Below are 21487 nucleotides of genomic sequence, written 5' to 3' on the forward strand. Positions count from 1 at the left end.
AACCAGCCTCTTTTTGAGAATATAATTAAAATGGTAACTTACCAGCAAATGCTCCAAGTTTCTTTTTAGTAGTTTCATCAATTTGTTCAAGAGCAGCGTTGAGCGCTTGAACAGTCATATCTGAAAGTGTTTCAATATCTTCAGCATCCACAACTGCAGGTTCAAAATCAATTTTTACGACTTTTTTATCACCTGTTAAGGTAGCAGTTACAAGGTTTTGAGCAGAAGTCCCAACAAATTCTGTGGCAGCCAATTCAGCTTGGCTTTGCTCCATTTGTTTTTGAAGTTTTTGGGCTTGACGCATCATGTTTTGCATATTCATCATGGTGGTTTACAGTTTCCTTTTTTCTATTATTTTCTTTCTTATTTTAACAATTTTAGGATTAAAAGTCTAATATTAGTTAGTTATATTGTTGAGTATAGCTTGAACAATTGATATTTTTAAATTACTAAAAAAATCTTACGTTTTTCCTAGCTTATTTTTGTATTTTAAAAAATGTGTTTAAGCTTTCTTTAAGGTTTTTATTATATTCTGAAGAACTCTATGTTAACCGAACGTTAAACAGAGAATATAGAAGATAACCTAATTTTATTTCTTAATTTGTTATGATCTTTTTGGATTTAGTTTCTAATGTTCACTTTTTGGTTGAAATAGTGTGTTGATTCGGCTAAATGGAGCTCTATCTTTTCTTCATGATAAAGATAGATTGTGATATAATAGATGGTAATGAGTTTTTTCAGAATAAACAAAGGAGAAAATATATGATCTATGCAGGAATTTTAGCTGGTGGAACCGGCACGCGCATGGGTATTAGTAACCTACCCAAACAATTTCTTGAGTTGGGAGATCGCCCAATCCTAATCCATACAATTGAAAAATTTGTCTTGGAGCCAAGTATCGAAAAGATTGTAGTTGGAGTTCATGGAGACTGGGTGACACATGCAGAGGATTTGGTTGAAAAATTCCTTCCACTCCATAAGGATTGTATTATCATCACAAAAGGTGGAGCGGATCGTAATTCTAGTATTGAAAAGATCATCGAAGCTATTGATGCTTACCGTCCAATCACAGAAGATGATATCGTGGTCACTCATGACTCAGTTCGTCCTTTTATCACACTTCGAATGATTCAAGATAATATTGCTCTTGCACAAAATCATGATGCTGTTGATACAGTAGTTGAAGCAGTAGATACCATTGTTGAGAGTACTAATGGGCAATTTATTACAGATATTCCAAATCGTGCGCATCTCTATCAAGGGCAAACTCCTCAAACCTTCCGTTGCAAGGACTTTATAGATCTCTATGGTTCTTTATCAGCAGAAGAAAAAGAAATTTTGACAGATGCATGTAAAATCTTTGTCATTAAGGGCAAAGATGTAGCATTAGCAAAAGGTGAATACTCAAACCTTAAAATTACAACAGTTACAGACTTGAAGATTGCTAAAAGCATGATTGAGAAAGACTAAAGACATGATTAATCAAATTTATCAACTGACAAAGCCAAAGTTTATCAATATCAAATATCAAGAAGAAGAGATTGATCAAGAAAATCATATTCTCATTCGACCAAATTATATGGCGGTTTGTCACGCGGATCAACGCTACTACCAAGGTAAACGTGATCCAAAAATTTTAGCGAAAAAACTTCCAATGGCTATGATTCATGAGTCTTGTGGTACAGTCATTTCTGATCCAACGGGTACCTACAAAGTTGGTCAGAAGGTTGTGATGATTCCAAATCAGCCACCTATGCAAAGTGATGAGGAATTCTACGAAAATTACATGACTGGAACATATTTCCTTTCAAGTGGTTATGATGGGTTTATGCGAGAATTCGTTTCTCTACCTAAGGATCGTGTGGTCTCTTACGAAGAAATCGAAGATACAGTTGCTGCCATTACAGAGTTTGTCAGTGTGGGCATGCATGCTATGAATCGTTTCATGACGGTATCTCACAGCAGACGTCAACGCATCGCTGTCATTGGTGATGGAAGTTTAGCTTTTGTCATGGCCAATATTATCAACTACACTTTACCTGAAGCAGAAATTATCGTCATCGGGCGCCACTGGGAGAAATTGGAACTCTTTTCATTTGCCAAAGAGCTCTATATTACTGATAATATCCCAGAGGACCTTAGTTTTGACCATGGTTTCGAATGCTGTGGTGGTGATGGATGTGGACCTGCTATTAATGACTTAATCCGTTACATCAAACCACAAGGTACTATTCTGATGATGGGTGTTAGCGAGTATAAAGTTAATATCAATACTCGTGATTCATTGGAAAAAGGTTTATTACTAGTTGGCTCTTCTCGTTCTGGGCGAGTTGATTTTGAAAATGCAATACAGATGATGGAAGTTAAAAAATTTGCAAATCGTCTGAAAAATATCATCTATCTAGAAGAACCAGTAAGAGAGATTAAGGATATTCATCGAGTTTTTGCAACAGACCTAAATACTGCCTTCAAGACAGTATTTAAGTGGGAAGTCTAATGGAGGCTAATCGTGGAGAAAATCATCAAAGAAAAAATTTCTTCTTTACTATCTGAAGAAGAGGAAGTCCTCAGTGTTGAACAACTGGGAGGCATGACCAATCAAAACTATTTGGTTAAAACATCCTCAAACCAGTACATCGTTAAGTTTTTCGGTAAAGGTACGGATAAATTAATCGATCGCCAGAATGAAAAGTTCAATCTTGAATTGTTGAAAGATTTGAATCTCGATGTTAAGAATTATCTTTTTGATATTGAGTCAGGAATCAAGGTAAATGAGTACATTGATTCTGCCACAACGCTTGATTCCACTTCGATTAAGACCAAGTTTGAAAAGATTGCCCCAATTCTACAGACCATTCATGCATCAGGCAAAGAACTAAGAGGGGAATTTGCACCTTTTGAAGAAATCAAAAAATACGAATCATTGATTCAAGGGGAGATTTCTTATCCAAACTATGAAGCTGTCAGAAAGGCTGTATTTTCTCTGAAAGAAGAGCTTGAACAAATTGGAATTGATAAGAAATCATGTCATATTGATTTGGTTCCAGAAAACTTTATTGAAGGTCCAGACGGTCATCTTTATCTAATTGATTGGGAATATTCTTCTATGAATGATCCTATGTGGGATTTGGCAGCCCTCTTCCTAGAATCTGAATTTACAAGTGCAGAAGAAGAAGACTTTTTAAGTCATTACGAGAGTGACAAGACTCCAGTTTCAAGGGAGAAAATTCGTATTTACAAAATCTTGCAAGATATCATTTGGAGTCTTTGGACTATTTACAAAGAAGAAAATGGTGCAGATTTCGGAGATTACGGAATCTCTCGTTACAATAGAGCAGTAAAAGAATTAGAGTCTGAAGGAGATTTAAATGAAAACTAAAAATGGAGTTTCTTTTGGGCTACTATCAGGTGTGTTCTGGGGATTAGGATTAACTATTAGTGCTTATATCTTTTCAATATTCACGGATTTATCGCCCTTTGTAGTAGCAGCAGCACACGATTTCCTAAGTATTTTTATCTTGTTAGGATATCTTCTAGTTAAGGAAGGCAAAGTTCGTTTTTCAATCTTCTTGAACATTCGAAATGTCAGTGTTATCATCGGAGCTTTACTAGCCGGTCCGATTGGTATGCAGGCCAATCTCTATGCGGTTAAGTATATTGGAAGTTCATTAGCTTCGTCAGTCTCAGCTATTTATCCGGCAGTCTCAGTCTTGCTTGCCTTCTTCTTTTTGAAGCACAAGATTTCCAAAAATACAATTTTTGGTATCTTTCTAATCATTACTGGGATTATTGCTCAGACCTATAAAGCAGAGCAGGTTAATTCTTTCTACATAGGTATTCTATGTGCTTTGATTTGTGCTTTTGCTTGGGGAAGTGAAAGTGTTCTGAGCTCCTTTGCTATGGAAAGTGACCTCAGCGAAATTGAAGCTCTCTTGATTCGTCAAGTTACATCCTTCTTGTCTTATCTTGTTATTGTGCTTTTCTCGCATCACTCATTTGCAGAAGTGGCAAATGGCCAATTGTTTGGTCTATTAATTGTCTTTGCAGCATTTAATATGATTTCTTATCTTGCCTACTATATGGCTATCAATCGATTGCAACCAGCAAAAGCAACTGGTTTAAATGTCAGTTATGTAGTTTGGACTGTCCTGTTTGCAGCGATGTTCTTGGGGACACCTCTGACTGTCTTGACCATTATAACTTCATTTGTTGTAATGGCTGGTGTTTATATTATCATTAAAGAATAAAGGAGAAAACGCGTGAAAGCGATCATCTTAGCAGCGGGATTGGGAACTCGTTTACGTCCTATGACAGAAAATACTCCCAAAGCCTTGGTTAAAGTCAATCAAAAACCTTTGGTTGAATATCAAATTGAATATTTAAAAGAACGAGGAATTGATGACATTATCATCGTCGTAGGTTATTTGAAAGAACAGTTCGACTATCTCAAAGAGAAATACGGTGTGCGTTTAGTTTTCAACGATAAGTATGCGGATTACAATAACTTTTACTCTCTTTACTTGGTAAAAGAAGAGTTGGCTAACAGCTACGTTATTGATGCTGATAATTATCTTTTCAAGAATATGTTCCGCAATGATATCAAGTGTTCAACTTATTTTAGCGTTTATCGTGAAGACTGTGATAATGAGTGGTTCCTAGTTTATGGAGATGATTACAAAGTTCAAGATATCATTGTCGATAGCAAAAATGGTCGCATCTTGAGTGGTGTTTCATTCTGGGATGCTCCAACTGCTGAAAAGATTGTCGGATTTATTGACCAGGCCTATGAAAGTGGCGAGTTTGTTGACCTTTACTGGGACAACATGGTTAAAGATAATATCAAAGAACTAGATGTTTACGTAGAGGAGTTAGAAGAAAACTCTATCTATGAAATCGATAGTGTTAAAGATTATCAAAAATTAGAGCAGATTCTTTCATCACAAAAGTAAGTAACTTTTATGAACTGATACCTTACCTATTTTTACTTGACTTTTCAAGTTTGATACAGTATACTAGTGAAAATTTAACCTTTAAGGGCAGTCCAGAGAGACTCACAAGGTGTCAGAGAAAAGAAACTACGATTGAAGCAAGTAAGCACGTGCTTACTTGGTACTTTTGTGTGAATATCTTAACTGAAACCTTGCAATTGCAAGGTTTTTCTTTATCTGATCCCCTTAAAATTTAAGGAGGAAAAGTCATGAATCCAAATTGTAAAAAGCGCATGGGTGCTATTCGCTTAGAAAACATGAAAGTGATTGAGCAAGAGGAAATTGCGCCAGCAATCTTTGAACTAGTTCTAGAAGGAGAAATGGTTAAAGCTATGAAAGCTGGGCAATTTCTTCATTTGCGTGTACCTGATGACGCCCATCTTTTGCGTCGTCCGATTTCAATCTCATCCATAGATAAGCTTAAAAAACAATGTCATCTGATTTATCGCATCGAAGGTTCTGGTACAGCAATCTTTTCAAGCTTAAAACCAGGTGATAGTTTAGATGTCATGGGACCTCAGGGGAATGGTTTTGATTTATCAGATCTAGACAAGCATAGTAAAGTTCTTCTTGTTGGTGGAGGAATCGGTGTGCCTCCTTTACTTGAAGTAGCTAAACAACTGCATGAGAGAGGTGTAGAAATTACAACTGTTCTAGGATTTGCTACTAAAGATGCTGTTATTTTGGAAGATGAATTATCCAGATTTAGTCAAGTCTTTGTAACGACTGATGATGGATCTTATGGTATTAAAGGAAATGTTTCTGTAGTGATTAACGAATTTGACACTGAATTTGATGCCATCTACTCTTGCGGTGCACCTGGTATGATGAAATATATCAATCAAACCTTCCATGACCATCCCAGAGCTTACCTATCCCTAGAATCTCGTATGGCTTGTGGCATGGGGGCTTGCTACGCTTGCGTATTGAAAGTACCAGATAGTGAAACAGTTAGTCAACGTGTGTGTGAAGATGGGCCTGTATTTAAAACAGGAACTGTTGTTTTATAAGGAGAGTGTCATGACTACAAATCGATTACAAGTCTCTCTACCAGGATTAGAATTAAAGAATCCTATCATTCCTGCTTCAGGCTGTTTTGGATTCGGTCAAGAATATGCCAAATACTATGATTTGGATCTTTTAGGATCTATCATGATTAAAGCTACAACCCTTGAACCACGCTTTGGTAATCCTACTCCACGAGTGGCAGAAACACCTGCTGGTATGCTGAATGCTATTGGTCTACAAAATCCAGGACTAGATGTTGTTCTCTCTGAAAAATTACCTTGGTTGCAAAGGGAATATCCGAATCTTCCAATCATTGCCAATGTTGCTGGATTCTCAAAGCAAGAATACGCAGCAGTTTCTAGTGGTATTTCTAAGGCACCTAACGTGAAAGCCATTGAGCTCAATATTTCTTGTCCAAACGTCGATCATGGGAATCACGGACTTTTGATTGGGCAAGACCCAGATTTAGCTTATGATGTGGTAAAAGCAGCCGTAGGGGCATCAGATGTGCCAGTTTACGTTAAATTGACACCAAGTGTAACTGATATCGTGACCATCGCAAAAGCAGTAGAGGACGCAGGTGCTAGTGGCCTCACTATGATCAATACCCTTGTTGGTATGCGCTTTGATCTTAAAACTAGAAAGCCGATTATCGCAAATGGGACAGGAGGTATGTCTGGTCCTGCAGTCTTTCCGGTAGCTCTTAAACTAATCCGTCAAGTAGCTCAAACAACTAATCTTCCAATCATTGGTATGGGAGGAGTTGATTCAGCTGAAGCCGCTATAGAAATGTATTTGGCGGGTGCGTCAGCAATAGGAGTCGGTACAGCAAACTTTACCAATCCTTATGCCTGTCCTGATATCATTGATAACCTACCAAAAGTCATGGACAAATATAATATCGAAACTCTGGAGCAATTGAGAAAAGAAGTAAAAAGTAACTTATAGTTTTTTAAATTCGTAATATTTTGAATGCCTTCTTCTTTTTGGTATAATATGACTATGATTGTAACAATACCTATAAAAACTGAAAAAGACATTGCAACACCAGGTCCAACAGTCCTCGTTTTAGGATATTTTGATGGAATTCATCTAGGACATCAAAAATTGTTTAGTATTGCTGGTGAAATTGCTGCTAAGAAGAGATTAAGCGTTGCTTTAATTACCTTTCATGAATCACCAAAATTAACCTTAAAACCCTATTCACCAGAAAATTTACTTCATATCCTGAATGCAGAAGAACGTGAACGCAAGTTTAAACGAGCTGGTGTCGAAAATCTTTATTTAATGGACTTCTCAAGTCGTATCGCTAATATGACAGCTCAAGAGTTTGTAGATACCTTTGTCAAAGAAGTTAAAGCAGATACCATTGTAGTTGGATTTGACTATAGTTTAGGTTCAGATAGAAAATCAGCAGAAGATTTAAAAGAAATCTTTGATGGAGAAGTAGTCGTAGTACCTCCTGTAGAAGATGAAAAAGGAAAGATTAGCTCTACTCGTATTCGTCAAGCTATCCTTGAAGGGAATGTGAAAGAAGCAGGTCAGCTGCTTGGAAGTCCACTTCCTACAAGAGGAATAGTCGTACATGGCAATGCTCGCGGTCGAACAATCGGTTATCCAACTGCCAATCTCGTGCTCTTGGATCGTACTTATATGCCAGCAGATGGTGTCTATACTGTTGATATCGAAATCAAGAGAAAACTCTATCGAGGAATGGCCAGTGTCGGGAAGAACGTTACTTTTGATGGAGAGGAAGAGCGTTTTGAAGTGAATATCTTTGATTTTGATGAAGATATTTATGGCGAAACAGTGACCGTCTATTGGTTAGATCGTATCCGAGATATGGTAAAATTTGACGGTATTGAACAACTGGTCAAACAACTCGAAGAAGATGAAAAAGCGGCAAGAAAATAAAAGAATCAAAAAGTTCCGATGATTGTCCGAGCTTTTTGTTTTTCAAAAGTAGTCGATTAAGAGTTTTAGAATTATTTTTTCTATTGGTAAAATTTTGGGAAAAATTAAATTTCTAGCTTGACATCCTATTTTTTTAGGAGTAGAATATTTACTAGTTAATTAAATGGTTAAATACTAGTTAAGGAGTTCTAGTGAAAAAGAAAATACTAATAGGTATGCTATCTTCGGTACTTGCCTTATTTTTAGGAGCTTGTAGTCAAGATAAGCAAAATGATGTCAAAGAATCTCATGGAATGAAAATAGTTACCAGTTTTTATCCTGTATATTCTATGGTAAAAGCAGTTTCTGGTGATCTTAATGATGTAAGAATGATTCAGTCTAGTTCAGGCATTCATTCTTATGAACCGTCAGCAAATGATATTGCAGCTATCTACGATGCGGATGTATTTGTTTATCATTCTCATACCTTAGAGTCTTGGGCGGGTAGTTTAGATCCAAGTCTAAAAAAGTCCAAGGTTAAGGTTCTAGAAGCATCTGAGGGTATGACCTTGGATAGAGTATCTGGCTTAGAAGATATAGAAGTAGGAAAAGGTGTGGATGAGAAAAGTCTTTATGATCCCCATACTTGGTTAGACCCTGAAAAGGTAGCTGAGGAAGCACAAATTATTGCTGATAAATTATCAGAATTAGATAGTGAGAATAAAGAAATATATCAGTCGAATGCGAAGAAGTTTATTGATCAAGCTCATGAGTTAACAAATAAATATAAACCTATCTTCGATAAAGTGGAGCAAAGAACGTTTGTGACACAACACACTGCTTTTTCTTATTTAGCAAAGAGATTTGACTTGAAGCAACTTGGTATTGCTGGTATTTCTCCTGATCAAGAACCAAGCCCAAGACAACTGACTGAAATACAAGAATTTGTTAAGACCTATAAAGTTAAAACTATTTTTACAGAGAGCAATGCTTCGTCTAAAGTAGCTGAAACGCTTATCAAGTCAACAGGTGTGAGTCTTAAAACTCTAAATCCTTTAGAGGCAGACCCACAAAATGATAAGTCTTATTTAGATAATTTAGAAGAGGATATTGCAATACTAGCAGAAGAATTGAAATGAGGAAATTATGAATAAAACAAAGAAATATTTAGCTGGATCAGCAGTAGTTATTGCGCTTAGTGTTTGTGCTTATGTTTTAAATCAGCACCAAGAAGCAGAGAAGAAGGAAGATAATCGTGTATCTTATGTTGATGGGAAAAACAATGAGTCTAAAAAGAACGAAAATTTGACTCCTGATCAAGTTAGCAAAAAGGAAGGCATTGAGGCCGAACAAATTGTTGTGAAAATTACTGATCAGGGATATGTGACTTCTCACGGAGACCATTTCCATTACTATAATGGTAAAGTTCCTTTCGATGCGATTTTTAGTGAAGAACTAGTCATGAAAGATCCAAGTTATCAATTGCGTGATGAACACATCGTTAACGAAATTAAAGGTGGTTACATCATCAAAGTTGATGGAAAATATTATGTCTACCTAAAAAATGCTAGTCAAGCTGAAAATATTCGAACCAAAGAACAAATTGAAAAACAAAAACAAGGGCATACATCTGACCAAAAAAATGATTCTAAGGAAGTTGTGGCAGCTAGAGCTCAAGGACGTTATACAACTGATGACGGTTATGTTTTTAACGCTTCTGATATCATTGAAGATACAGGAGATGCTTATATCGTTCCCCACGGAGGACACTTCCATTATATTCCTAAGAGTGATCTGTCAGCGGGTGAATTAGCTGCCGCAAAGGCTTATTTATCTGGCAATAGTTCAGCTCTCAGTCAACCCTTGTCACTGACACCGAATAATGGTGTTACTGCAGCAGATGATGGTTATGTCTTTAACCCTAATGATATTGTCAGAGATACTGGCGATGCTTATATCGTACGACATGGGGACCACTATCACTATATCCCTAAATCATCTCTTAACAATCATCAAGCACAATCTAACACTCCAAGCTTAGAAAGTCCTTCTAATTCTACACCAAATAATCCGTTACCACATGTTCACCATGAAGAAGAGGAACACGATCATGGTTTTGATGCAAATAGAATTATAAGTGAAGATTCAGAAGGTTTTATTATGAGCCATGGAGATCACAATCATTACTTCTTTAAAAAAGATTTATCCCCTGCTCAAATCAAGGCCGCACAAGATCACTTGTACGGAAATAAACATTCAGAAACTAACCCAGATAACCATAGTAGTCAAAAACCAGAAGAACACCATCATGAGGAAGAGCACGATCATGGTTTTGCAGCAGATCGGGTGATAAGTGAAGATGAAAAAGGATTTGTCGTTTCTCATGGAGATCATAACCACTATTTCTTTAAAAAAGATTTAACAAAAGATCAGATTAAAGCTGCTCAAGAACATTTAAACAGTCATAAAACTGAGTCTGTTAAACCTCTTGCAAAAGATGTAGAAGCATTTTCTAGAGATGCCAGTGATAAAGAAAAAATGGAGTACATTGCTAAGACCTACGGTGTACCGCTAGAAGCCATTCGTATCTCAAATGGATTCTTTGTATTTGGTAATCCTGATCAAGACTATGACCCAACTCACATTCACCCTTACGCCGTTCGTAAGGAACACGTTCGTATTCCGATTCAAACTGGAGATGCAGAGCTTGATTTCCTAAATGAACTCTATACAACCGCTCTACGTGATGGAGTCTCTCCTTATAGCTTGCAGGTTGAAAATGGTAGTTTCGTCATTCCTCATGGTGACCATAACCACTACATCAAGGTTCAAACCAAAGGTTATGAAGTCGCTTTGAAAAACAAAATTCCTGCATTACAGTCAACTTACCAACCTGGTGCTTTTGATGAAAAAGCAGTCCAGTATAAGATTGATCAACTCTTGGCAGAAAGTCGCGAAGTTTATAAAGATAAACCAATTTTACAAAGACAGATTGAACTTGCTTTGGGGCAATTTTCTGAGAATATGAAGAAGCTATCAACCAACTCTACTGCAGGTTATTTGGCAGCTTTGGATTTGTTTGATAAGCAGTATATTCACATTGACTCAAGTGTCAAACCAACAGAAATCAGTCCTTTAGACAAGAAATATCAAGCTTTAGTAGATAAGATTAATACCTTAGACACAGATGCTTATGGACTTCCTAAGAAGGATCTCTTGGTACAATTACAGGAAAGCAAACTAGCCCAAGATGAAGCAGGTTTAGATGCAGTTGAAGCTAAGTTACAAGCTTTGCAAGATTTTAATGACCGTACTGGAGTTACAACAGTAGAATACATCAAGTATTTCTACCAACATCTATCTGACGGTCGCTTAAATGACACTCTTAGAAATAAAGTTGCCAACCTAACGTGGACACTTTATCAGTCACAATCCTTCCTTAAGGCAACCGACTTGAACAAACTCTTCCCAGAAATCTATCAAACAAAACTGGAAGTAGAGGAAGCACTGAAAAATGAGCCAGTTGCAAGCAAGACTTCTGAAACAATCTTAGATACAGAAAAAGTGGATGGACATAGTGCTAAAACTGCAGTCTATGAGTTCTTGAAAGGTTTGTATGATGATCTCAAACCTGAGGAACAAAGTAACCATGTCTTAAAAGGGCAAGTAGGAGAGTTACTAACAAAAGCTGAAGAATTAGTGAATCAAGTCAATGAGGATGGGGTTAAAGCTTCACTCTCTGACGAAGTGAAAAATCTGAAGGCTGCTTTGGAGAAAGAAGACGCAGACCTTGATGAATTAAATACACAGGTTCAAGATCTTTTGAAACGTATTTCACTAACAATCCAAAATGAACGTGATAATTCGAAACAAGACCCAGAGGTTGTGGCTCTCTATCAACAGCTTTATAATGGTATCATTGCCCTTCATAGCTATTTAGAGATGAATAATGGTTCAGATGCTGACTTTGAGAAAGTAGATGCCTTGTTTGATAAACTAGCAGCAGCAAGTAAGGATAAGCAGGCTCTTCTAGCAGTTGCCCAAGAAATAGTCTTGTTAAATCAAGAGCTTAGAGCTAAAGCAACGCCAAGTCAAGAAACACCTGTTGAAGCAAAACAAGAAACACCAGGTCAAGCAAGCACTGATGAGCAAGTAGAACCAGGCTCACATTCAACAACTACAAGTCCTGAAATAAGTGACAAAGAAGTAAGTTAAAAAGAAGTAGCAATGCTACTTCTTTTTTAGTCTTTGTAAGATACGATACCAATGATGGTATCAACTGCACGTTCCATTGTTTGAAGGCTGACATATTCAAAACGGCCATGCATGTTTTCACCGCCAGCGAAGATATTCGGCGTTGGAATTCCCATAAAGGAAATCTTAGAACCATCTGTTCCTCCACGGATAGGCTCGATAATTGGTGTAATATCAAGACTTTCCATTACTGATTTAGCGATGGTGATTGGAGTCATATCCTTTTCAATGACTTCCTTCATGTTGTAATACTGGTCTGTCAAAGTCAAGGTTACACGATTGCTAGCAAGTTCTTGGTTCATCTTATCAGCGATAGCTTGCATAGCAGCTTTACGCGCTTCAAAGGTTTCTTTTTCGAAGTCACGAATGATGTAGCTGGCACGCGCTTCCTCAACAGTACCCGAAACATCCATTAGATGGTAGAATCCTTGGTACTCCTCAGTCAATTCTGGTCGGTCACCAGCTGGAAGTTGGTTGTGGAAATCAATCGCTAACTGAAGGGCGTTAACCATTTGTCCTTTAGCTGTTCCTGGGTGAACATTACGACCTTGGAAGTGAAGTTCTGCACCTGCAGCAGAGAAGGTTTCGTATTGAAGTTCACCAAGAGGTCCACCGTCGACTGTATAAGCAAAGTCAACATTGAAGTCCTCTGCATCAAATTTATTGGCTCCAACACCAATCTCTTCATCAGGTCCAAATCCGACACGGATTTCACAGTGTTTAATCTCAGGATGAGCGTTCAAGTATTCGATAGCTGTCATGATTTCTGCGATTCCTGATTTATCATCAGCACCGAGAAGGGTAGTACCGTCTGTCGTAATTAACGTTTGTCCATGATATTTCTCTAAGCTCTTGAAATCTGCTGGATCAAGCTTGAAACCAGAATTACCAAGCTCGATAACCCCGCCATCATAGTTTTCAATAACTTGAGGGTTAATCCCTTCAGCATTAAAATCAGCTGTATCCATATGTGAGATAAAACCAATCTTACGAGTCAAACTAGGATCGTTAGCTGGAAGAGTACCAATAGCAAAACCATTTGGCAAGTAATAGACATTTTGCAAACCAACACGTTTCATTTCAGGGATAAGAACATTAGTCGCAAAGTCTACTTGACTGTGAGTACTTGGTGTAGTAGTTGAGTGTTCATCTGAACGTGTGTTAACTTTGACATAAGTCAAAAAACGCTCTAGTAATGTAGGGTATTTCATCATAACTCCTTTTTTTCCTTCTTTAAAACCATTGTATCATAGAAAGAAGAGAAAAACAAAATTTGGAAAGTTGATAACAGCCTTATGTTAGCGTTTACTTATTATTGGTTTAGTGATACAATGGAAAAGATAAAAATATCACAAGGAAGCAGTTATGAAAAAAGCAATTTTAATGATGACTTTCGGTTCCCCAGAAGAGATTACCTTCGAAGGTGTGGCTGATTTTTTCACAAATATTCGTCGTGGGGTGAGACCTCAAGACCACGAGATTCAAACCCTCTATGACAATTATGTACGAATTGGAGGAACTCCTCTGCAAAAAATTACCCGTGAAGAGGTTGCTTTGGTAGAAGCTAGATTAGGAAATGAATACAGTGTCTATTTTGCTAATAAGTTTTCTAGACCCTTTATTCCAGATGTGATTGGTCAGATGGAAGCAGACGGTATTGAGCAGTGTATTTGCTTGATTTTGGAGCCCCATTATTCTTTCTACTCTGTTATGGGCTATGAGAAATTTTTAGAAAGCAAACAAATTCAGTTTTTAGTTATTAGGGACTGGTATCAAGAAGAAGCACTATTAAACTATTGGACAGCTGAAATTGCTAAGATTTTAAAAGAAAAAGTGAAACAAGATAGCTTTAAAGTCATCTTTTCTGCCCACAGTGTGCCCATTTTTGCCTTGGATTTTGGCGATCCCTATATCGACCAGATTTTCGAAAATAGCAAGTTAATTGCTGAGAAATTAGGTTTGAAACCAGAGCAATATATCAACACTTGGCAGAGCGAAAGTGATATTGGTATTCCTTGGATTAAACCAGATGTATTGGAGTATCTTAGAGAACAGGAAGAACATCCAGAGCATTATATTTTTGTGCCTATTAGTTTTATCAGTGAGCATATTGAAGTCTTGTTTGACAACGATGTGGAATGTCATGACTTGTGTCAGGAATTGGAGGTGAACTACCATCGTCCACCAATGCCAAATACAGATTCTCGTTTGATTGATGCCTTGGTCAATATTATCCGAGCTAATGAACATAAAGAATTTAGAGAATTCCTCCCAGAAGAAGAAACCTTTGATGAATTAGTCCCTTCGGAGGAAACTAAGAATATTTTAGATGAATCACAAGACTTACAAATGCCAGAATTTGTTAAAAAATTAATTGAGAAAAAAGGTCGTGAAAATGTCAAGATGCCCTATTTAATCAAAAAAATGCTTGAAAAAGCTGGCAAATTACCTAAAGACTAAGTGAAAATAGAAAAGAACTGGTAAATTTTGTTTCAAACATCTGCTAAGGTAGGATATACTTAGAAGGTGAAAGAAAAGGCGGTGGGACAGAAATCGATAGACAAAGTCTTGATTTCGTAGTCCCAGCCCCGCGAGGATGATTAGGAGCTTTTTGGAGTCTAAAAGACGAACAAAAAGTTCAATCAGCTACCGCGTCAAATTATGATTGATAATAAAAAGTGAGGTCGGGATCTTTTTGTCCCAACCTCTTTTTAGGTGACTAGCATTTTTATGACCTAGTTTTTATGTTATTTACCTAAACAAAATTGACTAAACAACTGGGTAATCAGTTCATCTGGCGCAGCATCACCAGTAATTTCTCCAAGGATTTCCCAGGTGCGAGTCAAATCTACTTGAAGAAGGTCAACTGGCATACCCAGTTCAAGACCTTCGTTAACTGCTTGTAAGCTTTCAACAGCCTTTTCGATTAATGAAATATGACGGGCATTAGACAAGTAAGTGGCATCTTGTTCGACAAGTCCCGCATTTTCGAAGAATAGATTATTGATTCGCTCTTCAATTTTATCAATGTTTTGATTTTTCAGGACTGAAATGCGGATGATATCTTCTGGAAGTTCCTCTGTTTCAATAGCTTCTGGCAGGTCAGTTTTGTTGAGAAGAATGATTCGATTAGTATCTTGACTAATTTCAAGAAGTTGTCGGTCTTGAGCAGTCAGAGGTTCACTAGCATTTAGAACCAGTAGAACCAAGTCAGCTTCCTTGAGGGCTTTCTTGGAGCGTTCAACACCAATTTGTTCCACGACATCATCCGTTTCACGAATACCTGCAGTATCAATCAATTTCAGTGGAATACCGTTGATATTGACATATTCTTCAATGACATCTCGAGTAGTCCCTGCAATATCCGTTACAATGGCCTTGTCTTCACGCAGGAGATTGTTGAGGAGACTCGATTTCCCAACGTTGGGACGACCAATGATGGCCGTTGAAATTCCTTCACGGAGAATTTTACCACGACGGGCTGTCTTTAGAAGATTGGTCAAGAGTTGTTCAAACTCCATAGTTTTTTCACGGACAACAGCAGTAGTGGCTTCTTCTACATCGTCATACTCAGGGTAGTCAATATTAACTTCAACCTGAGCCAAGGTATTGAGAATTTCCTGACGAGTATTGTTAATAAGGTCAGACAGGGATCCATCTAGTTGTTTGACTGCTATATTCATGGCCTTGTCAGTCTTAGCACGGATGATATCCATCACTGCCTCAGCCTGTGTCAAATCCACACGACCATTGAGGAAGGCACGCTTGGTAAATTCTCCAGGTTCTGCCATGCGAGCCCCTTCACGGATAGCCAGCTGCAGAATTTCATTGGTTACGGCAATCCCACCGTGGGTGTTAATCTCGATAATATCCTCGCGAGTGAAGGTCTTTGGAGACTTCATAGCTCCTACCATAACCTCGTCCATAACCTTACCAGTCAAAGGGTCAATAATATGGCCGTAGTTCAGTGTGTGGCTAGAAACTTTGCTCAAGTCTTTGCCTTTAAAAATCTTTTGCGCAATGGCAAAACTGTCTGTTCCGCTCAAGCGGACAATACCAATGGCTCCTTCACCAAGAGGTGTAGAGATTGCAGCAATGGTATCAAATTCACGTGTAATCATGTTAATTCCTTTTTAAAAATTGAAGCCTTTTATTTACTAATATCTCTTAAAATTGTAACAAAATAAAGTTATTTATTCAACGAATGCCACTTATAAAGAAAAGCCTAAGCGTATCGCTTAAGCTTTACTTAGTGCGCATTTCCCCTTGCGGGAAGTAAGTTCCTTCAGGCATATCGTTAATAATAACGTGAATAGCAGACTGGGGTGCTCCAGTGTTACGAACAACAGCTTCAGTTACTTCCTTTGCTAGAGCTTTCTTTTGCTCAAGAGTGCGTCCTTCAAATAAATCAATGCGTACAAATGGCATAATAGTTCCCTCCACTCACTAAATGATTTCTTTTATTTTACCATAATTTGCCATTTAAAGCTTTGAGAAAATATGATATACTAGAATGTAGCAAAAAATTAGAAATGGACGTGAAATAGAAACATGGCACAGTTGTATTATCGTTATGGGACCATGAATTCAGGAAAGACCATTGAGATTCTTAAAGTAGCCTATAACTATGAGGAACAAGGCAAAAGTGTTGTCATCATGACTTCAGCTCTTGATACGAGAGATGGTGTTGGCTATGTTTCAAGTCGAATTGGGATGAAAAGACCAGCAGTTGCTATCGATGATACTACGGATATTTTTGGATTTATTCGTGATTTACCTGAAAAGCCCTACTGTGTTCTTGTTGATGAAGCCCAGTTTTTAAAGCGTCACTATGTTTACGACCTAGCGCGTGTTGTAGATGAGTTAGATATACCTGTTATGGCATTTGGTTTAAAGAACGACTTTCGTAATGAACTTTTTGAAGGATCTAGACATCTATTGTTACTAGCAGACAAAATTGATGAGATCAAAACCATCTGCCAGTACTGTAAGAAAAAGGCGACCATGGTACTACGAACACTAGATGGGAAACCCACTTATGAAGGTGAACAAATCCAGATAGGTGGTAATGAAACCTATATCTCGGTTTGCCGTAAACATTATTTTGCCCCTGAAATCAATAAGGAGAATCAATAAGAATGAACATCTATGATCAACTACAAACTGTAGAAGACCGTTATGAAGAATTAGGAGAATTGCTGAGCGACCCTGATGTGGTCTCTGACACCAAGCGTTTCATGGAGCTTTCAAAAGAAGAAGCTTCAACTCGTGATACCGTAACAGCCTACCGTGAATACAAACAAGTCCTTCAAAACATCGTTGATGCTGAAGAAATGATTAAAGAGTCTGGTGGAGATGCTGACTTGGAAGAAATGGCAAAGCAAGAACTCAAGGATGCTAAGGCAGAAAAAGAAGAGTACGAAGAAAAATTGAAAATCTTACTCCTCCCTAAAGATCCAAACGATGATAAGAACATCATCCTTGAAATCCGTGGAGCTGCTGGTGGAGATGAGGCAGCACTTTTTGCTGGTGACCTTCTAACCATGTACCAAAAATATGCTGAAGCCCAAGGCTGGCGCTTTGAAGTTATGGAAGCCTCAATGAACGGTGTCGGCGGTTTCAAAGAAGTGGTTGCCATGGTTTCAGGTCAGTCAGTTTACTCTAAGCTTAAGTACGAGTCAGGTGCCCACCGTGTGCAACGTGTCCCTGTGACAGAAAGCCAAGGTCGTGTTCATACTTCGACAGCAACTGTCCTTGTCATGCCTGAGGTAGAAGAAGTAGAGTACGATATTGATCCAAAAGACCTTCGTGTTGATATCTACCACGCATCTGGTGCTGGTGGACAGAACGTCAACAAGGTTGCAACTGCTGTTCGTATCGTTCACTTGCCAACCAATATCAAGGTTGAGATGCAGGAAGAACGTACCCAGCAGAAAAACCGTGAGAAGGCCATGAAGATTATTCGTGCGCGTGTGGCAGACCACTTTGCACAGATTGCCCAAGATGAACAAGATGCTGAACGTAAGTCTACTATCGGTACTGGTGACCGTTCAGAGCGTATCCGTACTTATAACTTCCCACAAAACCGTGTAACAGACCACCGTATCGGTTTGACTCTACAAAAACTTGATACAATTCTAGCTGGTAAATTGGATGAAGTTGTAGATGCCTTGGTTCTTTATGACCAAACACAAAAATTGGAAGAATTAAACAAATAATGAAATTAGCTCAAATTTTTAAAGATTTTGAGGAAAAGTTGATAGTACAAGGAGAGGAAGCAGAAAGCCTCTCCTTTGTCTATCGTAGCCAAAAAAAACTATCTTTTACAGACTTTGTCTTTTCCCTTCAGCAAGAAGTAACAGAGGAAGAGAAGCAATTTGTAGAGGAAATCTACAAAAAATTGGCAGCACATATACCTGCCCAGTACATTATTGGTCATGCTGAATTCTTTGGGATGCAGTTAAAAGTAGATGAGCGGGTTTTAATTCCCCGCCCAGAGACAGAAGAGTTGGTGGAGCTCATCCTAGCCGAGAATCTAAAGGACAATCTCAAAGTTCTGGATATCGGAACAGGAAGCGGTGCAATAGCCCTTGCTTTAGCTAAAAACAGACCAGATTGGTCGGTCACAGCTGCGGATATTTCACAGGATGCTTTAGACTTATCGATGGAGAATGCTAACGATCAAAATCTAAATCTCTCTTTTATCAAATCTGACTGTTTCTCTGAAATTTCTTCAAAATATGATATAATTGTATCCAATCCACCATACATTTCTCGTGAAGATCAAGAAGAAGTTGGCTTGAATGTTTTGCATTCAGAACCACATTTGGCACTTTTTGCTGACGAGGATGGCCTATCTATCTACCGTAGAATAGCGGAAGACTCCAAGGACTATCTAAATGATGGTGGTAAGATTTATCTTGAAATTGGCTACAAACAAGGTCAAAGTGTACCGGATCTCTTTATGAAAAATTTTCCAGAGAAACGAGTTCGAACGCTTAAAGACCAATTTGGCCAAGATAGGATGGTAGTCATTGATGATGGAGAAAATTAAGCAAGAGTTGGAAAAAGGTAGAGCAGTAGTTTTGCCAACTGAGACAGTTTACGGTCTCTTTGCAAAAGCATTGGATAAAAAGGCTGTTGACCATGTCTACCAGCTAAAACGTCGTCCAAGAGACAAGGCACTTAATCTCAATGTTGCTCATCTAGACGATATCTTGAACTTTTCTAAGAATCAGCCACCTTATTTACAAAAACTTGTTGATAGTTTTCTTCCTGGTCCATTGACCATTATCCTAGAAGCTAATGACAAGGTCCCTTACTGGGTCAATTCAGACTTAACGACTGTTGGATTTCGCATGCCCAGTCACCCTATAACACTAGAATTGATTCGTGAGTTTGGTCCCTTAATCGGCCCTTCTGCAAATATTTCGGGTCAAGCTAGTGGTGCTAGCTTTAAAGAATTTTTAAAAGACTTCGGACAAGAGGTTCTTGGGATAGAAGATGATGCTTTTTTGACAGGTCAAGATTCGACTATTTTAGATTTGACTGCTTGTAAGGCAAGAATTCTACGCCAAGGTTCGATAACTCGAGAAGATATCCTTGCCAAGATACCCGAAATTCCTTTTGAGGAGGTATAAGATGCTACGTGATTTGAAAGCAACAGATGTTGAATCGATTCATGAGATTAACAAAGATGCTTTAGGTTATGATTTTAGCCCTGAGAAAACGGCTAGTCAACTAGCTAAGTTGTCTCAAGACCCCCATCACTTCTTACTTGGTTATGAGGATGATACTAGTCATGAACTCCTTGGCTACGTTCATGCTGAAGTCTACGAATCTCTCTATTCCAAGGCAGGATTTAATATCTTGGCCTTGGCAGTTTTACCTCAAAGACAAGGGAAGGGGATAGGTAAAGCTTTACTTGAAGGGTTGGAGCAAGAAACAAAAAGACGGGGTTATGAGTTTATACGTTTAAACTCTGCAGACCATCGTATTGGCGCTCATACTTTCTACGAAAAAGTTGGTTATACCTGTGATAAAATGCAGAAACGATTTATTAAGTTAATTAAAGGAGAAGACCTATGATTTTGGACAAAGAAGATTTTAAAGCTTATGATGCTGATCTTTGGAATGCCATTGCCAAAGAAGAGGAACGCCAACAAAATAATATTGAATTAATCGCTTCAGAGAACGTTGTATCTAAGGCTGTTATGGCTGCTCAAGGTTCTATCTTGACTAATAAATATGCTGAAGGATATCCTGGACGTCGTTACTATGGTGGTACTGATGTAGTGGATGTTATCGAAAGTCTAGCTATTGAACGTGCGAAAGAAATCTTTGGTGCTAAATTTGCCAATGTCCAACCTCACTCAGGAAGTCAAGCTAACTGTGCAGCATACATGGCCTTGATTGAGCCAGGTGATACGGTTATGGGGATGGATTTAGCTGCGGGTGGGCACTTGACTCACGGAGCTCCTGTCAGCTTCTCAGGTCAAACCTATAACTTTGTTTCATATAGCGTTGATTCAGAGACAGAGCTATTGGATTTTGACGCCATCTTGAAACAAGCTCAAGAAGTGCAACCAAAACTTATCGTTGCTGGTGCCTCAGCCTATTCTCACATTATTGATTTCTCAAAATTCCGTGAAATTGCGGATGCCGTGGGCGCAAAACTCATGGTCGACATGGCTCACATTGCTGGCTTGGTTGCAGCTGGTCTTCACCCAAATCCAGTTCCATACGCACATATCACAACGACAACGACCCACAAAACTCTTCGTGGACCACGTGGTGGGTTGATTTTGACGAACGACGAAGACCTTGCTAAGAAAATTAATTCCGCTATTTTCCCAGGTATTCAGGGTGGTCCTTTAGAGCATGTTGTTGCTGCTAAGGCTGTAGCCTTTAAAGAAGTATTGGATCCAGCCTTTAAAGAATATGCTGCTAATGTCATCAAGAACAGCAAGGCCATGGCAGATGTCTTCTTGCAAGATTCTGATTTCCGTATTATCTCTGGTGGTACTGAAAACCACCTCTTCCTTGTTGATGTAACCAAGGTTGTAGAAAGTGGAAAAGTAGCCCAAAACTTATTGGATGAGGTCAACATTACCCTTAATAAAAACTCAATCCCTTACGAAACATTGTCGCCATTCAAGACAAGTGGTATTCGTATCGGAGTGGCAGCAATTACTGCTCGTGGTTTTGGTGAAAAAGAAAGCCGTCAAGTTGCTGAACTTATTATTAAAGCCCTTAAGAATGCAGAAAACGAAGCTGTCTTAGAAGAAGTGAGAAGTGCAGTCAAATCCTTGACAGATGCCTTCCCATTATATGAGGACTAATAT

General features: G+C 38.3%; 21 protein-coding genes. 17 read left to right on the forward strand and 4 right to left on the reverse strand.

Annotated elements, in window-relative coordinates; translation table 11 throughout:
• Nucleotides 1-25: 25 nt before the first annotated feature.
• Entirely contained in the window at nucleotides 26-325 is a 300-nt protein-coding gene (locus QM859_RS00715; protein ID WP_049495195.1) for a YbaB/EbfC family nucleoid-associated protein, read from the reverse strand.
• A gap of 437 nt (nucleotides 326-762) precedes the next feature.
• Here QM859_RS00715 and QM859_RS00720 point away from each other — a divergent pair, with 437 nt between their 5' ends.
• The 10 genes from QM859_RS00720 to QM859_RS00765 all read left to right on the forward strand — a co-directional run bounded on the left by QM859_RS00720 (nucleotide 763) and on the right by QM859_RS00765 (nucleotide 12104).
• The gene (locus QM859_RS00720) at nucleotides 763-1470 is read left to right on the forward strand and encodes an IspD/TarI family cytidylyltransferase (RefSeq protein ID WP_414261749.1); all 708 of its coding nucleotides are present in this window, start codon (nucleotides 763-765) and stop codon (nucleotides 1468-1470) included.
• A gap of 4 nt (nucleotides 1471-1474) precedes the next feature.
• Nucleotides 1475-2497 carry a ribitol-5-phosphate dehydrogenase gene (locus tag QM859_RS00725; protein WP_414261751.1) on the forward strand — a complete coding sequence of 341 codons (1023 nt, stop codon included), beginning with the start codon at nucleotides 1475-1477 and terminating at the stop codon, nucleotides 2495-2497.
• Nucleotides 2498-2509: 12 nt separating this feature from the next.
• Complete coding sequence (locus tag QM859_RS00730; RefSeq protein ID WP_414261752.1) at nucleotides 2510-3379, forward strand: phosphotransferase; 870 nt, start codon at nucleotides 2510-2512, stop codon at nucleotides 3377-3379.
• On the forward strand, nucleotides 3369-4247 hold the full coding sequence (locus QM859_RS00735; protein WP_414261753.1) for a DMT family transporter: 879 nt from the start codon (nucleotides 3369-3371) through the stop codon (nucleotides 4245-4247). The genes QM859_RS00730 and QM859_RS00735 overlap by 11 nt, the downstream gene beginning before the upstream one ends.
• Nucleotides 4248-4259: 12 nt before the next feature.
• Nucleotides 4260-4949, forward strand: a complete 690-nt coding sequence (locus tag QM859_RS00740; protein WP_414261754.1) for a sugar phosphate nucleotidyltransferase — start codon at nucleotides 4260-4262, stop codon at nucleotides 4947-4949.
• Between the two features lie 248 nt (nucleotides 4950-5197).
• Nucleotides 5198-5998, forward strand: coding sequence for a dihydroorotate dehydrogenase electron transfer subunit (locus QM859_RS00745; RefSeq protein ID WP_414261755.1), 801 nt, complete (start codon nucleotides 5198-5200; stop codon nucleotides 5996-5998).
• Nucleotides 5961-6944 (forward strand): dihydroorotate dehydrogenase, encoded by a 984-nt coding sequence (locus tag QM859_RS00750; protein ID WP_414261756.1) that lies wholly within the window; start codon nucleotides 5961-5963, stop codon nucleotides 6942-6944. Before QM859_RS00745 ends, QM859_RS00750 begins: the two co-directional genes overlap by 38 nt.
• 54 nt (nucleotides 6945-6998) lie before the next feature.
• Entirely contained in the window at nucleotides 6999-7910 is a 912-nt protein-coding gene (locus QM859_RS00755; protein WP_025170344.1) for a bifunctional riboflavin kinase/FAD synthetase, read from the forward strand.
• Between the two features lie 215 nt (nucleotides 7911-8125).
• Nucleotides 8126-9028, forward strand: a complete 903-nt coding sequence (locus tag QM859_RS00760) for a metal ABC transporter solute-binding protein, Zn/Mn family (protein WP_414262182.1) — start codon at nucleotides 8126-8128, stop codon at nucleotides 9026-9028.
• A 7-nt stretch (nucleotides 9029-9035) separates the two neighbouring features.
• Nucleotides 9036-12104, forward strand: a complete 3069-nt coding sequence (locus QM859_RS00765) for a pneumococcal-type histidine triad protein (protein WP_414261757.1) — start codon at nucleotides 9036-9038, stop codon at nucleotides 12102-12104.
• Nucleotides 12105-12130: 26 nt separating this feature from the next.
• Here the strand turns inward: QM859_RS00765 and pepT are convergent, their stop codons facing one another.
• Nucleotides 12131-13354, reverse strand: a complete 1224-nt coding sequence (gene pepT, locus QM859_RS00770) for a peptidase T (protein WP_414261758.1) — start codon at nucleotides 13352-13354, stop codon at nucleotides 12131-12133.
• A gap of 154 nt (nucleotides 13355-13508) precedes the next feature.
• Here pepT and hemH point away from each other — a divergent pair, with 154 nt between their 5' ends.
• Complete coding sequence (gene hemH, locus QM859_RS00775) at nucleotides 13509-14603, forward strand: ferrochelatase (RefSeq protein ID WP_414261759.1); 1095 nt, start codon at nucleotides 13509-13511, stop codon at nucleotides 14601-14603.
• A gap of 287 nt (nucleotides 14604-14890) precedes the next feature.
• Here the strand turns inward: hemH and mnmE are convergent, their stop codons facing one another.
• The gene (gene mnmE / locus QM859_RS00780; RefSeq protein ID WP_414261760.1) at nucleotides 14891-16264 is read right to left on the reverse strand and encodes a tRNA uridine-5-carboxymethylaminomethyl(34) synthesis GTPase MnmE; all 1374 of its coding nucleotides are present in this window, start codon (nucleotides 16262-16264) and stop codon (nucleotides 14891-14893) included.
• A gap of 124 nt (nucleotides 16265-16388) precedes the next feature.
• Entirely contained in the window at nucleotides 16389-16571 is a 183-nt protein-coding gene (locus tag QM859_RS00785; protein WP_001117400.1) for a 4-oxalocrotonate tautomerase, read from the reverse strand.
• A 123-nt stretch (nucleotides 16572-16694) separates the two neighbouring features.
• Here QM859_RS00785 and QM859_RS00790 point away from each other — a divergent pair, with 123 nt between their 5' ends.
• Genes QM859_RS00790 through glyA form a run of 6 tightly spaced genes read left to right on the forward strand, consistent with a single transcriptional unit; the run spans nucleotide 16695 to nucleotide 21484 of the window.
• The gene (locus tag QM859_RS00790; protein ID WP_414261761.1) at nucleotides 16695-17279 is read left to right on the forward strand and encodes a thymidine kinase; all 585 of its coding nucleotides are present in this window, start codon (nucleotides 16695-16697) and stop codon (nucleotides 17277-17279) included.
• A 2-nt stretch (nucleotides 17280-17281) separates the two neighbouring features.
• Entirely contained in the window at nucleotides 17282-18361 is a 1080-nt protein-coding gene (gene prfA, locus QM859_RS00795; RefSeq protein ID WP_414261762.1) for a peptide chain release factor 1, read from the forward strand.
• Entirely contained in the window at nucleotides 18361-19197 is an 837-nt protein-coding gene (gene prmC / locus QM859_RS00800) for a peptide chain release factor N(5)-glutamine methyltransferase (protein ID WP_414261763.1), read from the forward strand. The genes prfA and prmC overlap by 1 nt, the downstream gene beginning before the upstream one ends.
• Nucleotides 19181-19783 (forward strand): L-threonylcarbamoyladenylate synthase, encoded by a 603-nt coding sequence (locus QM859_RS00805; protein WP_414261764.1) that lies wholly within the window; start codon nucleotides 19181-19183, stop codon nucleotides 19781-19783. The genes prmC and QM859_RS00805 overlap by 17 nt, the downstream gene beginning before the upstream one ends.
• 1 nt (nucleotide 19784) lies before the next feature.
• The gene (locus QM859_RS00810) at nucleotides 19785-20231 is read left to right on the forward strand and encodes a GNAT family N-acetyltransferase (RefSeq protein ID WP_414261765.1); all 447 of its coding nucleotides are present in this window, start codon (nucleotides 19785-19787) and stop codon (nucleotides 20229-20231) included.
• Nucleotides 20228-21484 (forward strand): serine hydroxymethyltransferase, encoded by a 1257-nt coding sequence (gene glyA, locus QM859_RS00815; RefSeq protein ID WP_414261766.1) that lies wholly within the window; start codon nucleotides 20228-20230, stop codon nucleotides 21482-21484. The genes QM859_RS00810 and glyA overlap by 4 nt, the downstream gene beginning before the upstream one ends.
• Nucleotides 21485-21487: the final 3 nt, after the last annotated feature.

Source organism: Streptococcus infantis, from assembly GCF_047463175.1.
Lineage (GTDB): Bacteria > Bacillota > Bacilli > Lactobacillales > Streptococcaceae > Streptococcus > Streptococcus infantis_AC.